We start from the raw sequence: 20,032 nt of genomic DNA on the forward strand, positions 1-20,032 counted from the left end.
GGGCAAAGTTTTCTGCTGGTGGATGGTCTGACGGAGGATCGTACGACGAGTGGCATTCGCATCAAGAGCAATGTGATGCTGGGAGGGGCGGCGCACGATCTGGTCTATGAGAACATCTGCATGCGCGGGGTGAAGAGTCCGATCGCGATCAGTCCTTACTATGCGAATCAGACGACGGAGGGGTTTGAAGATCCGCACTACACGGGGGAACGGATTCCTGACTATAAGGCGATTACGATTCGGAACGTGATCGCTACGACGCCGGGAGATGTGCTGATCGCCGGGCTGGACGATGGGCATCGGACGGAGGTGACTCTGGATGGGGTGCGCATCGACGGGATTACTCCGGCGCAGGTGCATGGGCGGTTTGCTACCGTGACGCTGGGGCAGCACAGCACCAACATTAGTTTTATCGGGACTGAGATCAAAGTGATTCCGAATAAGGGGACGCCCGTGCTTACTCAGCCGAGCGTGGTGGCGGCGGAGCCGGCGTTCCAGTGTAATGAGAAGTTTGTTCCGATGCAGTGAGGATTGCGTTGGCTTCGGCGGCGATTCGTTCGCGGAGGAGGGGTGGCGCCAGCACCTGCGCGCGGGAGCCGAAGCCGAGGATGAGGAAGCGGGCCTGGTCTTCGTCTTCGAAGCGGATGTTGAGGGCGATCCACTCTTTCTGTAGCGGATAGGTTTGTTCGTCTCTGAGCGGGGAGGTTGCGCACCAGCCGCGCATCATGTGGGCGGCCTGAGATGTGAGGGCGACGACGGCGTCGAAGTGTTTGCGCTGCTCCTGTAGCTGGGTGGTGGAGAGCTTCCAGTGGGTGGAGAGCTTGAAGTTTGGGGGCCGCTCAAAGGTGGTGGCGAGCGCGGTGACGGCGTGCATGCGTGAGATGCGATAGGTACGGATGCCGTGCGGGGCGCGGGCGACGAGGTACCAGCTGACGCCCTTGGCGACGATGCCGAGGGGGTCTACGGTGCGAGGGGCGGTCTGTCCGTCGGCGCGGGTGTAGTCGAAGGTGAGTTTGCAGTCGCGGGCTACGGCGTCCTGGACGATGGGGAGCATGGAGAGGTCTTCGGTGGTGGCGTGCCATCCTGTGGGGTCGACGTGGAGGCGTTCGCTCATGGCGGCGGCTTGTTCGCGCATGGGGCCGGGGAGGGCGGCCATGAGTTTTCCGAAGGCGCGCTCGGCTGCCGCTGCCATGGCTGGGTCGCTGAGGGCTCGGGGCTGGGTCATGAGGAGGGCGCGGAGCTCAGCTTCGTCCAGGCCGGGGACGTGGGTGCGCCAGTCGCGTTCGAGCTGCCAGCCTCCCTGGGAGCCGCGCAGGGCCGAGATGGGGACTTTGGCGGCGCTGAGAGCCTCCATGTCGCGATGGACGGTGCGTTGGGAGACCTCGAGGCGTTCGGAGAGCTCGCGGCTGGTCACGCGGCCCTTGGCCTGAAGGAGAAGCAGCGCGGAGAGGAGCCGGTCGGATTTCACGGAGGTGATCCTTTCTGAACTTTTTTATTTTGTTGGATCATATATGACACTCTATGTCATATATGCAGCCTTAGGCTCTTCTTTATCGGCAGGATGTCCGGCCGAGGGAGAGCGGAGATGGAGCTGAAGGATCTTTTACTGGCGCAGTTGGAACGAGAGGCGGAGGCGTCGCGTAAGGTAGTTAACCGGGTTCCTGAGGGGCGCAATGACTGGAAGCCGCACGACAAGTCGATGGCCTTGGGATTGTTAGCGGCTCTTGTGGCGAAGATGCCGGGATGGGTAACCCTCATCATCGAGCGGGATGAGCTGAATATGGATGAGCCATCGAGTGAGCAGTTCAGGACCAAGCCAGCGGCGTCGAAGGCGGAGTTGTTGATGGCACTGGAAGAGGGCGTGAAGCGCTCGCGCAGGGCGCTGGAGACGACAACGGACGAGCATCTGATGAAGTCGTGGCGCTTTATCGCAGGCGGCAAGATACGCAACGATGAGCCTCGACATGTGATCTTGGCGGACACAGTTTTCGCTCATCTGGCGCATCATCGTGGGCAGCTGACGGTGTATCTGCGGTTGTGCGAGGCGAGTGTTCCGGCGCTGTATGGGCCATCGGCTGATGAGCAGGATTGATGGGCACTGAGGCGAGGTCATCGGAGGTTGTTTGGCTTCGCCTCCGGTTTCCTCGGTTCAATCAATCCGCAGTTCAACCGCGATTGAGCCGCGACTCAACAAGGATTCAGCGGTGGCTCAACAAGGATTCAACCAGGAAGAGAAAGGGATCGATGATGAAGAGTGAAGACCCGGCAAGAACATGCTCTTTCCACTCCGGCGAGCTTCCCGTTCCGTCTTTGCAGTCTCATGCAGCGGCGGGCAGCGATATACCCCAGCTTCTGGAGTTGAAGCGGGAGAATGCGCGGCTGCAGCAGTTGGTGGGGGAGTTACTGGTCAAGAATCAGCAGTTGCGTGAGAAGTACTGCGGCTCGGGGGATGAAGCCGAGGGTGCCGAGCCTGCGCGTATGAGATCGTATCCAGTTGGGATTTGGCGGATAGGCGCGGAGCCGATAGAATAGAACGGCAGGCCGATGTAGCTCAGTTGGTAGAGCAACTGATTCGTAATCAGTAGGTCAGCGGTTCAACTCCGCTCATCGGCTCCATTCCTTTTATACTTGATCTCTCCGTATCTCCTCATAGCGTTTGCTGTTTGGGTGTTTTGTTTGCGCTTGCTAGGGAGTGGTTGGGGCTGGCGGCGTGAGATTTGTGGCGTGTGCCTGGTCTAACGTTGCGTCTGCGGTGCCGATGCGGCCTGAAGAGGTGATGCGAACCACAAAGCGTGCTCGGATGGCCTTTGGATCGTGGTCGATTTTATACACGAGGCTGAGACCGTGATCGATTCTCCCAGTTGGAGCTACGTCGGGAGATGCGCTGGCGTGGATGTTCTTTGCGACACGTTTCAACTCTTTCCCCTTTTTGTCGAAGGTAGAGACCACGAGGATGACGTCCGTGTGGCGCGGTTCTGTGTCGGTAGCGGGAGTCCAGTAGAGGCTGCGTCCGTTGACGTGGACGGTGAAGCTGTCGGTGTCGGTGAGAGAGGGTTCGAGGGTAAGAGCGACGCCGTCGTAGACCATGGTGCTGGAGTCCGCGGAGATGAGGTCGGAGACAAGGCGACGGGATGGATTGGTGGGGTCGACGTGGCCGGGTCCGCGCTGGAGATAATAGCCTTCGCGGGTGTAGACGGTGAGGCCTGGACGGTCGAGCGTGACGTTGATCTTGCGGAACTTTGAGGGATCGAGCGAGGTGTTCTGCGGCCGGTAGGTGAGGGTGTAGAAGCTGGCTCCGTCGCGGATGGCGGTTCCGATCTCGGCATCGACGTCGTTACGTCCATAGAGGGTGCGGCCGCCGGTGGCCTTGGCGAGGCGATTGAACTGGTACTCTCCGCCGAAGGGGTCGTTGAAGGCGGCTGCTGCTCCGTAGACGCCGGGGTCGATCTGGAGGCCAGCGGGGTCGATGGTGTAGAGGGTGACTCGGGCGTCGCGGAGGACGTTGACGCAGTCCTGAACGGCGTTGTTGACGCGGTTTTCGGTATCGACGGGGACATCGGCCCACCTGATGGCGGGAAAGCCGCGGCCGACCCAGATCATATTTTTGTGGCCGGGGTGGCCGACGACGGCTTCAGCGACACGCCGGAGGGTGAGAAAGGCGGTGGCGAGGCGCTCGGATCGCCATTGGCCCTGCTGGGCCTGCCAGGGAAGGACGGCGAAGTGATGATCGAGGGCGGTGAGGATCTCGTCCTTGTTCTGGGTGTAGTCGTGGAGCACGCTGAACTTCTGGAGGTCGACGGCGATCAGCATGGTGGGGGTGTCGAGCTTGCCGGGCTGTCGCTCGAGGAACTTTTTGAGGGAGTAGCGGGCGAAGGCCATGTCCTCGAAGCGGGTGTTGAACTCGTCGAGGAGGAGGATGTTGACGGGGGCGTTGGTGCGAGCCGGTCGAGCTCTTCGGTGGAGTTGATGGTGAGCTGGGGGTCGAGGGTATGAGCGCCGGAGGCTTCGAAGTTGAGAATGTTTTGAGGTTCGTTGGCCTCGGTGACGTGGAATTCGTTGCGCTTGAGATCGGGTACGATGTTTCCTTTTGCATCGGTTACGACGAGATCGAGGACGACGAGCCGGGCGTTGCGCCGGATGGTGTAAACGCCATTTGCGTCTTTGACTGGCTCCGAGCCGGGGACCTGCGACTGGGTTTGCGCTGGTGGATTCTGTACCGTGGGCGGGTTGGACGGTTGCGCCGGAGTAAAGGGTGCTGGTGATGGCTGCTGTGTGGATGCGAAGTTAAAGAGGGCGGTGGCGAGAAAGAGGACGGAAAGTGCGCGGGAAAGCGGAGGTCTCATTGGGGCCCTCGTGTACTCTGCATACGAACACGGTATATCGATACTTGTTACGCTGAGATTTTAAAACGCACTAGAAAAAGGGGCCAATGAATTCCAGATCAATTGGAACTGATAGTTCCGCGTCACATCTTGAGAACTGTGGCGCTCTGTTTGAATGAGCGATTGCAGTGGCGAGGACAGATTGAGCGCGACTTCGATTTTCGGTTAGGATTGAAGAGCGTAAAAGGAGAGTCCTGAGATGAGTTCGTCGAGTGAATCGGTGTCCTGGTTGGATCGGTGGTGGCCGCTGTTGGTGATCGGTTATGGAGTGATCTTCCTCACAGTCCTGGTATCGTTTTCGCCAACGACTTAAAGAAAGGGTACGGTGAAAGCCGTATCCTTTCTTTTTTGTCTCAGGTTCAAATGGTTACGTCCCTTTATGTACTCGACGTCTGAGAAATATCTATAGCCAATACCTGAAGACGGCTGACCGGATTCCATGTGGATGTGCATCCAGCAAGGATCCGTTCTGGCAGCTTTGTTCGGCGAATCGGGGCCGCGTCGACTGGTTGCTTCTGGCCATCGCGGAGTGGCCAGCAAGTATGGAGCTTGTCTGGCTAGTTCCTGCGACGTCCGCTGAGGAGTTGGAGGATGGCAAGGAAGATATTGATGGCGTCGAGGTAGATGGAGAGCGAGAGCGAGACGGCAGACTGTCCATCGCCACCGGCACGGATGCGTGCGAAGTCGCCGACTGTGAGCAGAGTGAAGATGCCGAGAGTCAGCCAGGAGTAGGTGTCGGGCGTCAGGAAGTGCAGAAACATGCTCGCAATGCCGAGGAGAATAAGCACAAGCAAGGCAGCAAAGCCGATGCCGGCGATGCGGCGATAGTTGATCTGGAAGAGATAGGCGATGCAACCCATGCATGCCATTCCGAGACCGGTCGTCGCGGCAGCCTGGAAGACGATCGACGGTCCTACACTCTGAACGTAGCGATGAATGATGGGGGCAATCTCCCAGCCCATGAAGTACGTAAGGCTGAGGAAGAGGCCCAGTGCAAGTGCGGGATTGGACTTGCGGGCGAATCGGATAGCGAAGATGAGCGCGAACACGGCGATGAGACCTGGAAACATGCTCCACGCAGGCGCGGTTGCAACGCCAAGAGCTGTGACGAGGAATCCGAAGGACGTGATGCCGAGCACTTTGGCAAGCAGCGATGCAGTCTCTTCGCGGGGTATATCGATGACAGTGGAATAGGGATTCATGCGCTGCTCAGTCATTCGTTGCTCCTGCTGCGGCGTCTGTGTGAAGACAAGGCCTCTTGCCCGTTCGATATTTGGGCTAAGCAGATATGTGTGATCAAAAATGGTCGGGGCGGAGGGATTCGAACCCCCGACCCTCTGGTCCCAAACCAGATGCGCTACCAGACTGCGCTACGCCCCGACTCTTCTTAGTCTATCGCATTGGGTGGGGGATGCGCTGTTCAAAGGCTGCGGAAGAGACCGTGGCTGCTCGTGCCGAAGAGGGCGTGAAAGAGGCCGTCGAAGACCCAGGTGAGGAGCAGGAGGGGAAGAAGCACGAGCGTGGCCAGGACCAGGCAGAGGACGCCGAGGAAGAGCCAGCTTTGCGCGGTGTGTTTGCGCGGTTCGTAGATGCTTCCGGTGAGAAGGGCGTAGTTGCGGCGATTGGCGCGCCAGGCGATGTCGAAGATGTCTCCGAGGACTGGAACTGAGCCGACGAGAACCTCGATAGCGACGTTTGCGACCATGCGCGTGAGGATTGGGTAAGAGGCGCCGCGAACCCAGGCGGCGATGATGATGATGCAGGAGGCGATGCCGCCGATCAGGTCGCCGATGCCGGGAATGAATCCGACGATGCCGTCGAGACCGAAGCGAATGGAGGTTCCGGGAATTTTGATGAAGTCGTCGAGGACGTGGGATAGGAGGTCGAGATTTTCGTCGTCGAAGGCTTTGCCTCCGCGTTTGAGGCGGGGGGAGAGTACCTCGGGCTTTGCGGTGAAGGCCATCGGATCTCCGAATCCTCTCCCTGCGGATTGCTCCGCAGACTCCGGGTGCTATAATCCCAGTATACGGCGGCTATAGTTCAGTGGCAGAACGCCGCTCTGTGGCAGCGGATGTCGTGGGTTCGAAACCCACTAGCCGCCCCAAACATCTTCTTGTTCTTCTACAGAGCTGCGGATCACCTTGTCCCGCGAACCCCAAGTCTCGGTCCCTAAAATCAATACTGCATCCTCCTCTGCGCGCGTTCCTCGCGTCTTTGCGGGGACGTCGGGGTGGGCATATCCGACCTGGAAGCCGGAGTTCTATCCGGCTAAGACGCCTGCGAAGCGCTTCCTCGAGTTCTATGCGACTCAGCTTACCTCGGTCGAGGTGAACTATACCTTCCGCACGCTGCCTACGGCAAAGATGCTGGAGGGCTGGCTGGGCGCGACTCCGGCGGAGTTCCGCTTCAGCTTCAAGGCTCCGCAGCGCATCACTCACTTCAGGCGTTTGAAGGACTGTGGCGACGATGTGGCCCAGTTCGTCTCGGCGCTGGAACCTGTGTGCGAGGTGGGAAAGCTGGGATTGCTGCTGTTTCAGCTTCCTCCGAACTTCAAGGCGGATGCGGAGCGGCTCGGCGAGTTTCTTGCTTTACCTTCGTTGCAGGGTCCGCAGGCGCCGAAGATTGCGTTCGAGTTTCGGCATGAGTCGTGGTTCGATGAGGCGATTTATGCGGTGTTACGTGGACACAATGCGGCACTTTGCGTGGCTGAGAGTGACGACTTGATCTCGCCTGAGGTCCATACGGCGGTCGATCATACTTGCTTCCGGCTGCGCAGGAACGGTGGGTACACCCCGGCAGAGCTGGACTCGTTTGCGGCTCGGTTCGTCAAGCTGGCGGAGACGCGGGACGTCTATGTGTACTTCAAGCACGAAGACGAACCGACGGGCGCGTTGAACGCTACTGCCTTTCTGGCGCGTGTGCGCGGCCAGAGCAGCAACAACAACGTCAGGGCAGGGAAGCGGTGATGCCGACGGCGGAGCTTGAGCGCATTGCGAGCCATGCTGAGGACTTTCGGCCTCGGCGCTTCCTGCGCAACGGACATCTCCAGACGATCATGGGCAACTACCTGCCGCGCGTCGATGCGCTGCCGGCCCCGGTTGCGGAGCTGGTGGAGGTCTCGCCTGCGATGGAGGGCAGGATCGCGAGCCAGGTTCTGTGCCACTGTCACTGGCAGGCTGCGGAGGTTCGAGCTGCTCGGCCTACGGCCATCCTTGTGCATGGGCTGGAGGGCTCGTCGAACTCGCAGTATGTTGTCGGCAATTCCAACAAGCTGTGGCGCGCGGGCTGCAACATCGTCCGGATGAATATGCGGAACTGTGGAGCGACCGAGGCGCTGACGCCTACTCTTTATCACTCCGGGTTGTCGGACGATGTGCTGGCGGTGATGAACCACTTCGTCGCGCAGCATGGTCTGCGATCGGTGTCGCTGATCGGGTATTCGATGGGCGGCAACCTGGTGTTGAAGCTGGCAGGCGAGCTTGGTACGAACGCTCCGCCGGAGCTTCGTTCGGTGATCGGCGTGTCGCCTGCGGTGGACCTGGCTTCGTCCGCCGATGCGCTGCATCACCCGCAGAATCGGCTCTATGAGCGCAAGTTCCTGCGTGCGCTGTTGCGGCGCTTTCGCTATAAGGCCACGCTGTTTCCGGGCGTCTACGATGCGAGCCTTACCACCAGCATCCGTTCGCTGCGGGAGTTCGATGACAAGATCACGGCTTTGTATTCGGGCTTCAGCGACGCGAGCGATTACTACGACCGGGCAGCTGCGGCGAAGGTGCTTGATCGTATTGCGATACCGGCGCTGGTGCTGCATGCGCTGGACGATCCGTTTATCCGGCTGACGGAGGCGACGCGCGCGAAGATCGGCGCGAATCCCTACATCACCCTGATCGAGAGCGCGCATGGCGGCCACTGCGCCTTTCTTGCGGAGCCGGATGCGCCTGCGGGCTACGACGGCTACTGGGCGGAACATACGCTGATGCGGTTTCTGCTGGCCAAGGCCTGAGTGGTGGTGCAGTTTGAAGATCTGGTCATCTAGCTATTTCGACCTCACTGCTATTTAGCACTTTTCAGGAAAGCTCCCGCGATGGCAGCAAATATCGGAATCGACGCGGTGAGACCGATGAGCCACCCGACGGGATGGTGTGAGAACTTGACGGCGCAGATCGCTGAAACCATAACAATCGACGCGAATATCGAGATACTCTTCTTCATGCCAGCCATGCTCTCACACTCCTAAAGGTCTACAAGTTCATCCCAGGTCCGGCGCGGTTCGCCAGTCTTGTGAATTTCAACTGCACCGCACCAACGCCTGAGTTTCTGTCGCGAGCGGGTTCGGCGTAACGCTAAGATAGTACGTAATGCTCTCAGAATGGTCCGTCGAATGTGCTGCTGACGATCCCGTGCTTGTGGTTCCGTGGTCCGATCCATCGGATGAGGCGGGTGTGCGCCGCTTCATCGACCTGCGTGAGAATCCGTACGATCTGGACCATCTACCCGAGGTGGAACAGCATCCTCCGCTGATGCATGCGCTGCGTGCGCTGAACGCGGCTCGTTCGCCGGTGTTTACGGCGAAGTGCGATGCGTGGCGGCTTGACGCAGAGGAACTGGAGCAGCTTCGGCTGAATCTCGACGTGATGGTCGAGGAGGCACCGGCGGGGTTTGCGAGCTACATCGACCTGATCTGGCGGGAGCGGTCGATCTTTGCTTCGTTCCACCAGCAGGAGCAGATGCTGCACCGGCTGACTCGGCATGCGACGCTGCGGGAGTATCCGTACGCGATGCTGGACTGCGTGATTCGTCCGGCGATGGTGGACCTGACCGGGCCGCCGCAGGAGGGGTTTGCCGTGAGCCTGTATGTCAAGGCGGTGGGGCATGACCCGCAGAGCGCGGAGGAGAACTGGGCTGCGGCGCTGGATGCTGTGGTCGGCCTGCTTCGGAGCAAGGAGCTGGCGTTCGGTTAACTTGTTCGTTGGTGGGAACCCCCTCCCCTGGGGGTGGGTGTGGCTAAATTTCTTCCTTTCAGCGAGATGCGAAAATCGGTGCTTGCAAAATTTTATAAACAAAGGACTTATAGCTAAATATTTCCAGAATAAGGAGTTACGCTTAATCAGCGGTTCGTGGGTGGGTTGCTGGCCGAAGTTTGAACTCTGTATCTATTATTGCAGTTGGACAGGAACTAGTACGCAACGTGAATCTCCGCGGCTGGCGCGGGTTTTCGATGGTTTGGGGGTTGACAGGATTTTTTCGGGTGTCGTTCCTTTTGCGGCAACTCCCGGTTGTTGGGGTTACCCGCTACAATCGGAAGAGGCGCGTTCGGGCGAGTAGCTCAATTGGATAGAGCATCAGCCTTCTAAGCTGACGGTTGCAGGTTCGAGCCCTGCCTCGCTCACCACATCATCCTGGATATTGCGCCGGTCTTTGTGGGCTGTGGCAAAGAAGGCATATCCCAGGGGCTGAAGCCCCCCATTTCTGGTGGAACTGGGAGGCCAAGGATAAAGCCTTGGGCTATCTCAAAAGCAAAAGCGTTAAGGCCTAAGGCTTTGCTTTGGGGTGGCTGGAAGTGCTCTAAAGGCCTCGGTGGATTTCGGGCGCTCGTGACGCTGCTCCTCTTTCAAAGATGGCTATCCCGTTTGAGGAAGAACAGACAAGGCAGAAGCAGATCCCTGCGGGATGACAAACAAAAGGGCTAAAACAAAGGGACAAAGCAAAGGGCAAGGCAGAAGAGCTAAGGGCTTCTGTTTTAGGCTTCGAGGAGGGCGTCTTTGGCGGGAATGTGGTTGTGGTCGTCGATGCCGCGGCGGCCGGTGGCGTGGACGAGGGCGGCGAGGGTGATGAGGCCGAGGGCTAGGCCGGAGACGCCGTTCCACTGCCAGTGCTGCCAGATGACGGTGGCGAGGGCTGATCCGATGGCGGCACCGCTGAAGTAGATGGTCATGTAGACGGTGTTGAGGCGGCTGCGGGCGGAGGGGACGAGGCCGAAGATGCGGGTCTGGTTGGCGACCTGGGTCATCTGCGCGCCCATGTCGAGGATGACGACGCCGATGACGAGGGCGATGATGTGGAGGGTCATGGAGGCGTGGGCGGCGACCGATCCCCAGAGCATGAGGTAGGAGCCGGCGAGGAGGGCGATGCCGACGGAGATGACCCAGCGGGAGCCGTGCTTGTCGGAGAGGCGTCCGGCGAGCGGGGCGACGAGTGCTCCGGCTGCGCCGACGACGCCGAAGGTTCCGGCGACGCCTGCGCCGAGGCCGTATTGAGAGTGGAGGAGGAAGGCCAGGGTGGTCCAGAAGCAGCTGAAGGAGGCGAAGACGAGGCCGCCGACGATAGAGGATTCGCGCAGCAGGGGCTGGGTGCGGATGAGCGTCCAGAGGGAGCGCATGGCGTCGCTGTAGTGGAGCTTCTGCTTGGGCGGGAGGACGGGCATCATCTTCCAGATGAGGGGAACGAAGGCGGCGTTCATGACGGCGGCGACGATGAAGACGAGGCGCCAGTCGCGGAGGGCGCTGACCCAGCCGGCGAAGGTGCGGGCGAGAAGGATTCCGAGGAGGAGGCCGGTCATGACGGTGCCGATGGCGCGGCCGCGTTGCTCGTGGGAGACGAGGTCGGGCGCGATGGGCAGGGCGACGTGGGTGACGGAGGCGAAGAGGCCGATGAGGACGCTGCCGGCGATGAGGAGGGTGAGGTTGGGGGCGACGGAGACCAGAAGCAGGGCGATGGCGACCGCGGCGTACATCTTCATCATGAGGGAGCGTCGCTCGAGGACGTCGCCGAGGGGGACGAAGGTGAGCAGGCCGACGGCGTAGCCTACCTGGGTGGCGACGGCGACGAAGCCGATGCTTCCGGCGGTGACGTGGAAGGAGTGAGCCATCTCGAGGAGCAGAGGCTGGTTGTAGTACATGGTGGAGACGCCGACGGCGCAGGCCAGTCCGAGGAAGGAGAGCGGGGCGCGGGGAGCGGATGTGGGGGGATTGGTCATACCAGTAGGTCTCTCTCTAGTGTAGAGCCTCTGGCAAGTGTGGGCGATTTTTGGGTGGGTTTACTCTTCACGGAGGAGCATGGAGGTGTCTACGGAGAGGGCGCGCTGGGCGGGGATCCAGGTGGCGGCTAGCCCGAGGAGTGCCATGGCGAGGATGATGGCGGTGAGGACGAGCGGGTCGCGGGGGGTCGCCTGAGAGACGATGGAGGCGAGTACGCGGCTGGCGAGGACTCTGAGGATCAGGCCTGCGGCTGAGCCGAATGCCATGAGTTTGAAGGCGCGGCCGAGGGCGGCGTGGAGGACTTCGGATCGCTGGGCTCCGAGGGCTACGCGGATGCCGAGTTCGCGGCGGCGTTTGCTGACGGAGTAGGCGGCGATGCCGAAGATGGCGGTGATCGACAGCATGGCGCCCATGATGCCGAGGACGCCAAGGGAGATGGTTGCCATGCGGGGGCCAAAGAGGAGGGCGTCGAGTGCGGCGTAGCGGGTCTGGATGCCGACGGGCAGGGCGGGGTCGAGGTTGCGGAGGGTGCTGCGGATGGCGGCTTCGACCTGCTGGGGGTCGCGGCTGGAGCGCACGACGAAGTAGCTCTGGCTGGCGGGGAACTGAAGGATGGGCGGTGCGCTCGAGATCGTCGGCGCGGTGCTGGATGTGCGAGCGGAGTTCATCGTCCATCTCGCTGTTGACCTGGGAGCGGTGGAAGAGCGTGGAGGTGAGGGAGCGAAGAGAGTCGATGAGTCTCATATTTCCTCCGGTTGCACGGCGAGTGCGCTTGCGATGGCGGTGGCAAGGCGGTTCCAGCTGTCGGTCTCTTCGCGCAGGCGCTTTTGATCTGCGGTGGTCAGCTCGTAGAAGCGGGCACGGCGATTGTTCTCTGAGGTTCCCCAGGTGGCTTTGAGGAGGCCCTGGCGCAGGAGGCGAAAGAGGCCGGGATAGAGCGCGCCCTGCTCGATGAGGAGTGCGCCGTCGGAGATCTGTTCGATGCGCAGGAGAACGCCGTAGCCGTGCAGGCGTCCGAGAGAGACGGCTCTCAGGATGAGGAGATCGAGGGTTCCGGGAAGAAGCTGAGCCTGGGTGGTCACGTACTCTCCTAAGTTGATCAGGAGACTAAGCCTGCTTCCCTAAGCTGTCAGGGAGAGTTTTTGGGGTGTTTTTGGGTAAAAGCGGGCTGGCGATGGCGATTTTGGGTGAGCGGCGGCTCAATCGATTGAATCGAAAGAGCTGGAGTGGCTTGGGGGGAGGGGTTGGGTCGGGTGCCTTTTATGGCGATTTGCTTGATGGTGGAGAGACTGCAAACGCAGATTCCCTTCGGAATGACAAACCAAAAAGGCAAGACGGCTCTACACCACTGCGGCATTGCTCTAGGTGGTATCGACCTATGGAACGATACGGGGCTGTCCCGGATGTGGTGCGAGATGAGGAGAGAGTATTGGCACGTTGAGGGTCTGGCAGGTCCTTCAACTGCGCCTCTCGCGATGAAACTGCGAGAGGCTCCCCTCAGGATGACACTTCTATATCCATCCATCACGGACGCTCAGGCTATATGTCGATACTGCCTAGGACTTGCCGAGGGTGAGTTTGGCGATGGTGGCGAGTTGCATGAAGGAGGTTCCTTCGTAGATCTTGCCGATCTTGGCGTCGCGGTAGAGCTTTTCGACGGGGTAGTCCTTGACGAAGCCGGAGCCGCCGAAGACCTCGACGGCGAGGCTGGCGACGCGCTCGGCTACGTGCGAGGCGAAGTACTTGCACATGGCGGCTTCTTTGAGGAAGTCGAGCTTTGCGTCTTTGAGACGGGCGGCGTTGTAGACGAGGAGGCGTGCGGCTTCGATGTCGGTGGCCATCTCGGCGAGTTGGAACTGCATGGCTTGGAACTCAACCAGCGGTTTGCCGAACTGCTTGCGTTCCCTGGCCCATTTTGCGGCGTGGCCCCATGCTCCCTGGGCGAGGCCGAGCATCTGGGCGCCGATGCCGATGCGGCCTTCGTTGAGGGTTTCGATGGCGATCTTGTAGCCTTTGCCGGGTTCGCCGATGACCTGCGCGGCGGGGATGACGCAGTCGTTGAAGATGAGCTCGCAGGTGCTGGAGGCGCGGATGCCGAGCTTGTCCTCTTTTTTGCCGAGGGTGAAGCCGGGAGTGTCGCGTTCGACGAGGAAGGCGGTGATGCCTTTGTAGCCGGCGGAGGGGTCGATGGTGGCGAAGACGATGAAGAGGCTGGCTTCTTTTGCGTTGGTGATCCAGAGCTTCTGGCCGTTGAGGACGTAGTCTTCGCCGCGTTTGGTGGCGCGGGTTTGCAGGGCGAAGGCGTCGGAGCCGGAGGAGGCTTCGCTGAGGGCGTAGGAGCCGATGGTGTCGGTGGCGAGGAGGGTGAGGTATTTTTTCTTCTGCTCGGGGTTGGCCCAGCGGACGAGGGCGTTGATGCAGAGGGTGTTCTGGACGTCCACCATGACGCCCACGGAGGGGTCTACTGCGGAGATCTCTTCTACGGCGAGGATGGCCTCGAAGAAGGAGCCGCCGGAGCCGCTGTATTCGTCGGGGATCTCGATGCCCATGAGGCCGAGTTCGAAGAGTTTGCGGATGAGGGTGGGGTCCATCTGCTGGGACTCGTCCATGGTGCGGACGAGGGGAGAGATCTGTTCGGTGGCGAAGCGGCGTACGGTGTCGCGGAAGAGGCGTTCGTCGTCGGTAAGTTGGGTCAGGGCCATGGGTGCTGCGTGTTGCGACATCGATTCACCTCAACGGATTTGCGAAAAGGCGAGTCTAGCATCTTCTGTTTGAGGGATGCTGTCCTGCCGGACGGGCCGCCTGCTCGGCGGGAGGGGGTTCGCACGCCTTTTTAAGGCTTCGAGTGGTCCTCCCGTTGGTCGGAGTCATGATTGTGCCGACCATCGGGAGGACTTATGGTGTTTGTTGCGCCACGACCGGTACACGTGCCACGAAGTGACCTCTCGCCGAGCAGGCGGCCCGTCCGGCAGGACTGAATCTTTTCTAGCCTGCGGCTTTTACGCGGCGGCCACGGCGGCTGACGATGGAGAGTTTCTCGGTGTTGAGGATCTTGCGGGCCTGCTCTTTCGCGTGGTTCGTCCATGGGCCTACAGGGTCGAGGCGGACGTAGGCGAGCCAATGACGGAGTGCGCGGCGGCGGTGTCCCTGGCGCTCGTAGGCTAGGGCGAGGTTGTAGTGGGCGTCGGCGTACTGCGGGACGAGAGCGACAGCTTTCTGGTAGGAGGCGATGGCTTCGGTGAGCTGCTGCATCTCGTCGAGCACGTTGCCGAGATCGAAGAAGGCGAGGGCGTACTCGGGGTCGGCGACGGTGGCGCGGCGGTAGAACTGCTCGGCATCGCGGTACTCGCGCTGGTTGTAGTGGATGGTGCCGAGGTTGATGAGGGCGGGTGCGTGGTCGGGCCGGATGGCGAGGATGACCTGGTAGGCCTCGACGGCGAGGGGGATGGTGGTGGGGGTCTCTTCGAGCTGGACGGCCTGGAGGAAGAGGTTCTGGACCTGGTTGGCCTGGCGAGCGAGGGCGTCGCCGGTGCCGCCGACGACACGCAACTGACGGCCTGGGGTGGTCTCGAAGTCGAAGGCGAGCTGCTGGGTGAGGGGGTCCATGAGCGCGCCGCCGTGACGGAAGCTGAGATGCGAGCCGCGGCGGACGAAGCTGGTTTCGAGCAGAGGGTTGCGCATGCCGGCGACGCGCTGCATGGCGTCGAAGGAGGCGCGGATGTTCTTTGCGGAGATTCGGGTGTTGGCCTGGATGTCGCGCAGCTTGCGGAGCTGGCCGAGGGTCTCGAAGGAGTAGTGTTCGCTGGGGGAGATGAGTTCTGCTCGCTCCCACGCCTGAAGCTGGCGGGTGTGCAAGTGCAGTATCCGGATTACGTCCTGACGACTATATCGTGTCACGTTGGTGTCTCGGTCGGCACCGTTCTGCAGATCTTCCTGCAGACTCTTTCTGCAGTATGCCTTTCCACTCCGCGCCAATCAAGCCCTAATCGTACCCAGATCATCAGATAACCGTGGATAACTTGTACCAAACGTGGTTCGGACGCGTGTTTGGAGGGGTTGGCTGCGTGAAGAGAGCGTGAATGCACTGTTTGCGGTGCTTTGGTTGAGACGAAGAAAAGCCCCGTTGCCGGGGCCATTTTGGGACTAGATCAGCGTGGTGACTAGCTTGCGCGTTTCTTGAGGTCGGGTGCGGCTTTCTTTTCGTCTTCCTTGCTCTTCTGCGCGGAGTACTTCTCTTTGGCCGACTTCGGCTTCTTTGGTTCTTCGGGCTGCTGGGCGCTCTCCTTCAAGATGGGCTGCGCTGCGGCGGTGATCTTGTTTGCGGCGGCGAGCTCTTCGTTCATGTTCTCGGTGAGGAGGCTGACGGCGGTGGAAAGGCCGAGGGTCTTGGCCATTGCGATGCAGGCCTGGTAGCCGGCGATCTCGTAGTGCTCGGTGCGGAGTGCGGCGCCGATGAGGCCGGAGTCGAAGGAGGCGCCGGTCTCGTCTTTTTCGAGAGCTTCCTTGCCCTCTTCGATGACGCCTTCCATGCCGTTGCAGTGCTGGCCGGTGGGCTTCTCTTCTAGCTCCGCGAAGACCTGCTTGAGACGCTCGACCTGACCTTTGGTCTCTTCGAGGTGAGCGGTGAAGAGCTGCTTGAGAGTTGGATTTTTCGCACCCTTGGCGAGCTTCGGCAGCGCCTTGACGAGCTGATTTTCCGCGCTGTACATGTCCCGCAGTTCATCGAGTAAAACATCCTTGAGTGCCATGACCGTTGAATCTCCTTTGTTGGATCTGGATTCGCGTGGCCTGGGTGCCGACGTCGTGAATCTGGATATAGGAGACAAATGGGGGCGTGGCAGTTGGCCCGATGTGAATTTTATTAATGAATAGAGGCGGGTCGTTGGTGGAGCGGACGGGATTGTTGATGACGCTGGAAAACCGGCTAGGATATGGCCGGCTCTCCTGCAAGGAACGTTTGCACGACCTGGGCCGAAGGGGAGAGGACGGTGATGTTGGCGACGCGCGCCTCTTCGAGGGTTCCCCAGGCGTCGGCGATGCCCATCATCTGCGAGGGGTTTCTGGAGGCGGCAGCGACGGCGATGGGGAGGGTTGCGCCGGTGAACTCCATGAAGTTTTGTACGCCGCGGTCGAGCGTTAGCACGCTGCCTGCGAGGGTGCCGTGGGAGGTGCAGCGTCCGTCGAGAACTTCGACCTGCATGCCGCCGAGCATGTAGGTGCCGTTGGGCATGCCGGTTGCGCTCATGCCATCTGTAACCAGCATGGTTCGCGACGCGCCCTTGGCTTTGAAGAAGAGCCGGACCATGAGGGGATCGACGTGGATGCCGTCGCAGATGATCTCGGCGAAGAGCTCCTGCTTGTCGAGGACGTAGGCGGCGATGCCGGGTTCGCGGTGGTCGAGGGCGCGCATGGCGTTGAAGGTGTGGGTGGCGGAGCGGGCGCCGGCGAGGAAGCCTGCCTCGGCTTCGCAGACCATGGCGTCGCTGTGGCCCATGCTGCAGCGGACGCCGAGGCTGGTGGCGTGGGCGATGAGTTCGGAGGCGCAGGGGAGTTCGGGAGCGATCGTCATCAGGCGAATCTGGCCCTCGGCTGCCTGCCAGAAGCGGTCGAAGAGGTCGATGGACGGAGCCTGGAGCAGGCCGTCGGTGTGGACTCCGCGCTTTCTGTGGGAGAGAAACGGGCCTTCGAGGTGGACTCCGAGGGGCGTTGCGCGGGTGGAGGGATTGTTTCGCGCTTTTTGAATCTCAGTGGCGAGGCCGGAGAGGGCGCGCAGGGTTTCGTCGCGGGGAGAGGTGACCGTGGTGGGAAGGTAGGCGCCGACGCCGCGGGTGGAGAGGAACTCTCCGATGATCTGGAGCGCCTGCGGAGTCGCCTCCATGACGTCGTGTCCGGCGCAGCCGTGAATGTGGATGTCGAAGTAGGAGGGGACGAGGGTGGCGTCGGGAAAGCGATGGGTCGCCGGGGCGGTGTGGTGGCTGGCCGGGTCGAGGCTCTCGATGGAGCGGATGCAACCGTCTTCGATGCTGACGAGCGGATACTCCACCACGTTGTCTCCACGGAGGAGTCGTCGCGCTGCTATCGTACGGATCATTGCTGCCCTTTCGCACACTCCCACGATATTCGCAGGTTCTGGCTCAGCATGCTTGCCACCGCTCCACGGCGTAGGAGGATCGACACGATCAGGGATGGTTACGCGCCGTGGATGGTGCTTGTTCCTGAGTTCTACTTCCAGTATAGTCGTACATACAGGTGAACGTGCAAAGAGAATTTCATCACTGGAACACTTCTCGATGCAACGATAAGCCTGGTTCAAGGCGGCGCGCACTCCCCCGCCCGGGTCATTAGAAAAAATGATGCTACCACTGGTGCCAACGGTATGCCTCCCCAACTTGCCATTGCGTCGCTACGTTCCTTTTCAGGCAATGGCCACAACCTTCCAGCAAGCGAGTTCGCAGAAAGCAGCAGGATGCCACAGATCATGACCGAGCCCAGTTCGAAGACGACGAAGATTGCCACCTTTCCTCACGCCATGTTGCGCGAGATCTACGAGCAGCCGCAGGCTCTGGACGATACGATTCAGCACTACCTGCCGGGCGGCTCGTCTGCGCTGGATACCTTTCAGCCGGTGGCTGATGCCATTGGCGGGCGCGAGCGGTTGGTGATTGCGGCCAGCGGCTCCAGCCGTCATGCGGGCCTGGCGGGCGAGATTATGCTGGAGGATCTTGCGGGGATTCCGGTGGATGTGGAGTACGCGAGCGAGTACACGTACCGCTCTACGCATGCGCTGCATAACCCCGGCGTGCTGGTGATCTCGCAGTCCGGGGAGACGGCGGATACGCTTGCCGCGCTGCGTGAGGCGAATGCACGCGGACTTGCCAGCGTGGCGATTACGAACAATGCTCAGTCCAGCATGGCGGTGGAGGCGAGCGCTTCGCTGCCGACGTATGCGGGGGTGGAGAAGGCGATTCCTGCGACGAAGAGTTTTACGACGCAGCTTGCGGTGCTCTACTCTCTGTCGCTTCATCTGGCGCGGCTTCGTGGGCGGATGAGTTTGCAGGCTGCCGAGGTGTATAGCCGCCAGTTGCAGGAGATTCCTTCGCTGCTGCAGGCTGCGCTGCCTGACTGGCAGAAGCAGATTGAGGATCTGACGCCGCGGCTGGTGGAGTCGCGCACGCTGCTGTATCTTGGCCGCGCCGCACACTATGCGATTGCACGCGAGGGCGCGTTGAAGCTGAAGGAGTCGGCGTACATGAACGCCGAGGGCTATCCTTCGGGCGAGTTAAAGCATGGGCCGAATGCGCTGGTCAGCAAGGATTCGCCGCTGATTATGATCGCTACCGCCGATGCGGGAGATCCGGACTCGCTACTTCGCTACTCGAAGGTGGTTCAGTTGATGAAGGACATGCGCGCACAAGGAGCGACGATCGTGGCGCTAGCTACGGAGGGTGACCGCGAGGTTCCACAGCATAGCGATACCTGCCTTTTTATTCCTGCGAGCAACGATCTGCTCTCGACGATTCTTGAGGTTGTTCCGCTGCAGTTGCTGGCGTATACGCTGGCGATCAGCCGGGGGATCGATGTGGATCGTCCGAGAAATCTGGTGAAGGCTGTGGTCGAGGAGTAGCTGCGGCGGGCTACTGTTTCAGAAGTTTGGTGAGGTAGTCGAGGGCGCGTGGGTCGCTCGACTGCCCCAGCCAGAAGATGGCCTGCTTGCGGACTGCAGGGTCTTTGCTGGAGTCGGCGAGTGCGATGAGCTGGGTGGCGGCTTCGTCGTTCGGCAGGCGAGAGAGTGCGAAGACGGCTGATTTGCGCACCTCTTCGTTGGGATCGTTGGAGGCGGATTGACGAAGATCCTCGGTGACTCGTTTGCCGCCTTTGTTTGCCATCCAAAACTGTGCCTGTTTGCGGACCTGGGGCGAAGCATCTTCATGTGCCATGCGGATCAACTCGTCGAGTGCGGCGGGGGCTTTGGTCAGGGTGAGATCGAAGGCGAGTTTCTGGCGGAAGTCCGCGTCGCTGTCGGTGCGGGCGAGATGCTGGATCGCACGAAAGCCTTCTTCTCCGCGCTGATTGGCGAGCCAGAATGCGGCCTTTTCGCGAAGCTCCGGATCGTTGCTCGGGCCTGCGAGAGCGACGAGTGCGGGTGTGGCTGCGGGTGTCTGATGGAGTGAGATGGCGAAGACGGCGCTGTCGCGGATATGTCTTTCGTCGTTGCTTCGGGCGAGGTCGGCCAAGACGTGAACGCTGTCGTCGGGCTGGATGCTGTTGAGCCAGAGGAAGGCGAGGCCGCCTGCGTCGAGCTGACGCTCGGGGCTTTCGATGCGCAGTTTGGTGACGGCTCCGTCTGTGATGCGCAGCAGGATGATGGCGTGATCGAATGACTTGGTGGTGGGAGTGTTCTCCGATTCGTTAAGGCTGTTGCCTCCTTCGAGGTACTCGACGCGGGGTGAGTTCCAGCTCGAGGAGAAGCTGTCGCTCACAGGGATGGAGTAGCCGACCCATGCGGCGGTGCTCTGCCGCTTGAGGCCGTCGAGTGCGGACTTCAGGCCATGATCGGCGGACTCGACTTTGAGCTGAGCGTGAACGACTGCAGGCTGCTGGGCGGTGAGTGTGGTTGCAGTGGAGATTGCAGCGGTCGCGATGAGAAGACGCACGAGGGTTCGCATAGATATT

At 60.8% G+C, this 20,032-nt stretch carries 21 protein-coding genes and 4 tRNA genes; 11 read left to right on the forward strand and 14 right to left on the reverse strand.

What is annotated here, in order from left to right:
- Positions 1-528: glycosyl hydrolase family 28 protein (locus GSQ82_RS15910; protein WP_216847099.1), on the forward strand; the 528-nt coding region annotated here is incomplete at its 5' end.
- Here GSQ82_RS15910 and GSQ82_RS15915 read toward each other — a convergent pair.
- Positions 458-1,468 (reverse strand): YafY family protein, encoded by a 1,011-nt coding sequence (locus tag GSQ82_RS15915; RefSeq protein WP_158793180.1) that lies wholly within the window; start codon positions 1,466-1,468, stop codon positions 458-460. The genes GSQ82_RS15910 and GSQ82_RS15915 overlap by 71 nt on opposite strands.
- A 117-nt stretch (positions 1,469-1,585) precedes the next feature.
- Here GSQ82_RS15915 and GSQ82_RS15920 point away from each other — a divergent pair, with 117 nt between their 5' ends.
- From GSQ82_RS15920 to GSQ82_RS15930, 3 genes are all read left to right on the forward strand, one after another.
- Positions 1,586-2,092, forward strand: a complete 507-nt coding sequence (locus GSQ82_RS15920; protein WP_158793181.1) for a DinB family protein — start codon at positions 1,586-1,588, stop codon at positions 2,090-2,092.
- A 152-nt stretch (positions 2,093-2,244) separates the two neighbouring features.
- Entirely contained in the window at positions 2,245-2,532 is a 288-nt protein-coding gene (locus tag GSQ82_RS15925; RefSeq protein WP_158793182.1) for a hypothetical protein, read from the forward strand.
- Between the two features lie 8 nt (positions 2,533-2,540).
- Positions 2,541-2,616: transfer RNA gene (locus GSQ82_RS15930), tRNA-Thr, on the forward strand.
- Between the two features lie 69 nt (positions 2,617-2,685).
- On the opposite strand, the gene GSQ82_RS15935 is transcribed toward GSQ82_RS15930, so the two are convergent.
- The 5 genes from GSQ82_RS15935 to GSQ82_RS15950 all read right to left on the reverse strand — a co-directional run bounded on the left by GSQ82_RS15935 (position 2,686) and on the right by GSQ82_RS15950 (position 6,345).
- Entirely contained in the window at positions 2,686-3,918 is a 1,233-nt protein-coding gene (locus tag GSQ82_RS15935) for a VWA domain-containing protein (protein ID WP_254061758.1), read from the reverse strand.
- A complete protein-coding gene (locus tag GSQ82_RS25155; RefSeq protein WP_254061679.1) occupies positions 3,804-4,343 on the reverse strand; it encodes a hypothetical protein in 540 nt (179 codons plus the stop codon). The genes GSQ82_RS15935 and GSQ82_RS25155 overlap by 115 nt, the downstream gene beginning before the upstream one ends.
- A 596-nt stretch (positions 4,344-4,939) precedes the next feature.
- Positions 4,940-5,599, reverse strand: coding sequence for a Bax inhibitor-1 family protein (locus tag GSQ82_RS15940; RefSeq protein WP_158793183.1), 660 nt, complete (start codon positions 5,597-5,599; stop codon positions 4,940-4,942).
- 86 nt (positions 5,600-5,685) lie between these two features.
- A tRNA-Pro gene (locus tag GSQ82_RS15945) sits at positions 5,686-5,762 on the reverse strand.
- 40 nt (positions 5,763-5,802) lie between these two features.
- Positions 5,803-6,345: a DUF4112 domain-containing protein gene (locus GSQ82_RS15950; RefSeq protein ID WP_158793184.1), complete on the reverse strand. Its 543-nt coding sequence runs from the start codon at positions 6,343-6,345 to the stop codon at positions 5,803-5,805.
- A gap of 66 nt (positions 6,346-6,411) precedes the next feature.
- Between GSQ82_RS15950 and GSQ82_RS15955 the strand changes: the two genes are divergently transcribed.
- The 6 genes from GSQ82_RS15955 to GSQ82_RS15980 all read left to right on the forward strand — a co-directional run bounded on the left by GSQ82_RS15955 (position 6,412) and on the right by GSQ82_RS15980 (position 9,774).
- Positions 6,412-6,486 (forward strand) — tRNA-His (locus GSQ82_RS15955).
- Between the two features lie 37 nt (positions 6,487-6,523).
- On the forward strand, positions 6,524-7,348 hold the full coding sequence (locus GSQ82_RS15960; protein ID WP_371417217.1) for a DUF72 domain-containing protein: 825 nt from the start codon (positions 6,524-6,526) through the stop codon (positions 7,346-7,348).
- Positions 7,348-8,385, forward strand: coding sequence for a YheT family hydrolase (locus GSQ82_RS15965; protein WP_158793185.1), 1,038 nt, complete (start codon positions 7,348-7,350; stop codon positions 8,383-8,385). Before GSQ82_RS15960 ends, GSQ82_RS15965 begins: the two co-directional genes overlap by 1 nt.
- An 81-nt stretch (positions 8,386-8,466) precedes the next feature.
- On the forward strand, positions 8,467-8,619 hold the full coding sequence (locus GSQ82_RS15970) for a hypothetical protein (RefSeq protein WP_158793186.1): 153 nt from the start codon (positions 8,467-8,469) through the stop codon (positions 8,617-8,619).
- Between the two features lie 121 nt (positions 8,620-8,740).
- On the forward strand, positions 8,741-9,343 hold the full coding sequence (locus GSQ82_RS15975; RefSeq protein WP_158793187.1) for a hypothetical protein: 603 nt from the start codon (positions 8,741-8,743) through the stop codon (positions 9,341-9,343).
- Positions 9,344-9,697: 354 nt separating this feature from the next.
- Positions 9,698-9,774: transfer RNA gene (locus GSQ82_RS15980), tRNA-Arg, on the forward strand.
- A 348-nt stretch (positions 9,775-10,122) separates the two neighbouring features.
- Here the strand turns inward: GSQ82_RS15980 and GSQ82_RS15985 are convergent.
- From GSQ82_RS15985 to nagA, 7 genes are all read right to left on the reverse strand, one after another.
- A complete protein-coding gene (locus GSQ82_RS15985; protein WP_158793188.1) occupies positions 10,123-11,358 on the reverse strand; it encodes an MFS transporter in 1,236 nt (411 codons plus the stop codon).
- A gap of 60 nt (positions 11,359-11,418) precedes the next feature.
- Positions 11,419-12,027: an FtsX-like permease family protein gene (locus GSQ82_RS15990; protein ID WP_158793189.1), complete on the reverse strand. Its 609-nt coding sequence runs from the start codon at positions 12,025-12,027 to the stop codon at positions 11,419-11,421.
- Positions 12,028-12,099: 72 nt separating this feature from the next.
- Positions 12,100-12,441 (reverse strand): PadR family transcriptional regulator, encoded by a 342-nt coding sequence (locus tag GSQ82_RS15995; protein ID WP_158793190.1) that lies wholly within the window; start codon positions 12,439-12,441, stop codon positions 12,100-12,102.
- Between the two features lie 474 nt (positions 12,442-12,915).
- A complete protein-coding gene (locus tag GSQ82_RS16000) occupies positions 12,916-14,082 on the reverse strand; it encodes an acyl-CoA dehydrogenase (RefSeq protein WP_158793191.1) in 1,167 nt (388 codons plus the stop codon).
- A 262-nt stretch (positions 14,083-14,344) separates the two neighbouring features.
- Positions 14,345-15,214, reverse strand: a complete 870-nt coding sequence (locus tag GSQ82_RS16005; RefSeq protein ID WP_158793192.1) for a tetratricopeptide repeat protein — start codon at positions 15,212-15,214, stop codon at positions 14,345-14,347.
- 305 nt (positions 15,215-15,519) lie between these two features.
- Complete coding sequence (locus GSQ82_RS16010) at positions 15,520-16,107, reverse strand: ferritin-like domain-containing protein (protein ID WP_158793193.1); 588 nt, start codon at positions 16,105-16,107, stop codon at positions 15,520-15,522.
- A 176-nt stretch (positions 16,108-16,283) separates the two neighbouring features.
- The gene (gene nagA / locus GSQ82_RS16015) at positions 16,284-17,450 is read right to left on the reverse strand and encodes an N-acetylglucosamine-6-phosphate deacetylase (RefSeq protein WP_158793194.1); all 1,167 of its coding nucleotides are present in this window, start codon (positions 17,448-17,450) and stop codon (positions 16,284-16,286) included.
- A gap of 387 nt (positions 17,451-17,837) precedes the next feature.
- Between nagA and GSQ82_RS16020 the strand changes: the two genes are divergently transcribed.
- Complete coding sequence (locus GSQ82_RS16020) at positions 17,838-18,983, forward strand: SIS domain-containing protein (protein WP_254061680.1); 1,146 nt, start codon at positions 17,838-17,840, stop codon at positions 18,981-18,983.
- 10 nt (positions 18,984-18,993) lie between these two features.
- Here GSQ82_RS16020 and GSQ82_RS16025 read toward each other — a convergent pair whose 3' ends face one another.
- Entirely contained in the window at positions 18,994-20,025 is a 1,032-nt protein-coding gene (locus GSQ82_RS16025) for a HEAT repeat domain-containing protein (RefSeq protein ID WP_158793196.1), read from the reverse strand.
- Positions 20,026-20,032: the final 7 nt, after the last annotated feature.

This window comes from Granulicella sp. L60, assembly GCF_009765825.1.
GTDB lineage: Bacteria > Acidobacteriota > Terriglobia > Terriglobales > Acidobacteriaceae > Edaphobacter.

Excerpts from the sequence above, each read along its gene's own strand:
- GSQ82_RS15920 (WP_158793181.1), top strand. The coding sequence starts at position 1,586 with ATGGAGCTGAAGGATCTTTTACTGGCGCAGTTGGAACGAGAGGCGGAG.
- GSQ82_RS15925 (WP_158793182.1), top strand. The coding sequence starts at position 2,245 with ATGATGAAGAGTGAAGACCCGGCAAGAACATGCTCTTTCCACTCCGGC.
- GSQ82_RS25155 (WP_254061679.1), bottom strand. The coding sequence starts at position 4,343 with ATGAGACCTCCGCTTTCCCGCGCACTTTCCGTCCTCTTTCTCGCCACC.
- GSQ82_RS15940 (WP_158793183.1), bottom strand. The coding sequence starts at position 5,599 with ATGACTGAGCAGCGCATGAATCCCTATTCCACTGTCATCGATATACCC.
- GSQ82_RS15950 (WP_158793184.1), bottom strand. The coding sequence starts at position 6,345 with ATGGCCTTCACCGCAAAGCCCGAGGTACTCTCCCCCCGCCTCAAACGC.
- GSQ82_RS15965 (WP_158793185.1), top strand. The coding sequence starts at position 7,348 with ATGCCGACGGCGGAGCTTGAGCGCATTGCGAGCCATGCTGAGGACTTT.
- GSQ82_RS15970 (WP_158793186.1), top strand. The coding sequence starts at position 8,467 with ATGGCAGCAAATATCGGAATCGACGCGGTGAGACCGATGAGCCACCCG.
- GSQ82_RS15975 (WP_158793187.1), top strand. The coding sequence starts at position 8,741 with ATGCTCTCAGAATGGTCCGTCGAATGTGCTGCTGACGATCCCGTGCTT.
- GSQ82_RS15985 (WP_158793188.1), bottom strand. The coding sequence starts at position 11,358 with ATGACCAATCCCCCCACATCCGCTCCCCGCGCCCCGCTCTCCTTCCTC.
- GSQ82_RS15990 (WP_158793189.1), bottom strand. The coding sequence starts at position 12,027 with ATGAACTCCGCTCGCACATCCAGCACCGCGCCGACGATCTCGAGCGCA.
- GSQ82_RS16000 (WP_158793191.1), bottom strand. The coding sequence starts at position 14,082 with ATGTCGCAACACGCAGCACCCATGGCCCTGACCCAACTTACCGACGAC.
- GSQ82_RS16010 (WP_158793193.1), bottom strand. The coding sequence starts at position 16,107 with ATGGCACTCAAGGATGTTTTACTCGATGAACTGCGGGACATGTACAGC.
- nagA (WP_158793194.1), bottom strand. The coding sequence starts at position 17,450 with ATGATCCGTACGATAGCAGCGCGACGACTCCTCCGTGGAGACAACGTG.
- GSQ82_RS16020 (WP_254061680.1), top strand. The coding sequence starts at position 17,838 with ATGACCGAGCCCAGTTCGAAGACGACGAAGATTGCCACCTTTCCTCAC.
- GSQ82_RS16025 (WP_158793196.1), bottom strand. The coding sequence starts at position 20,025 with ATGCGAACCCTCGTGCGTCTTCTCATCGCGACCGCTGCAATCTCCACT.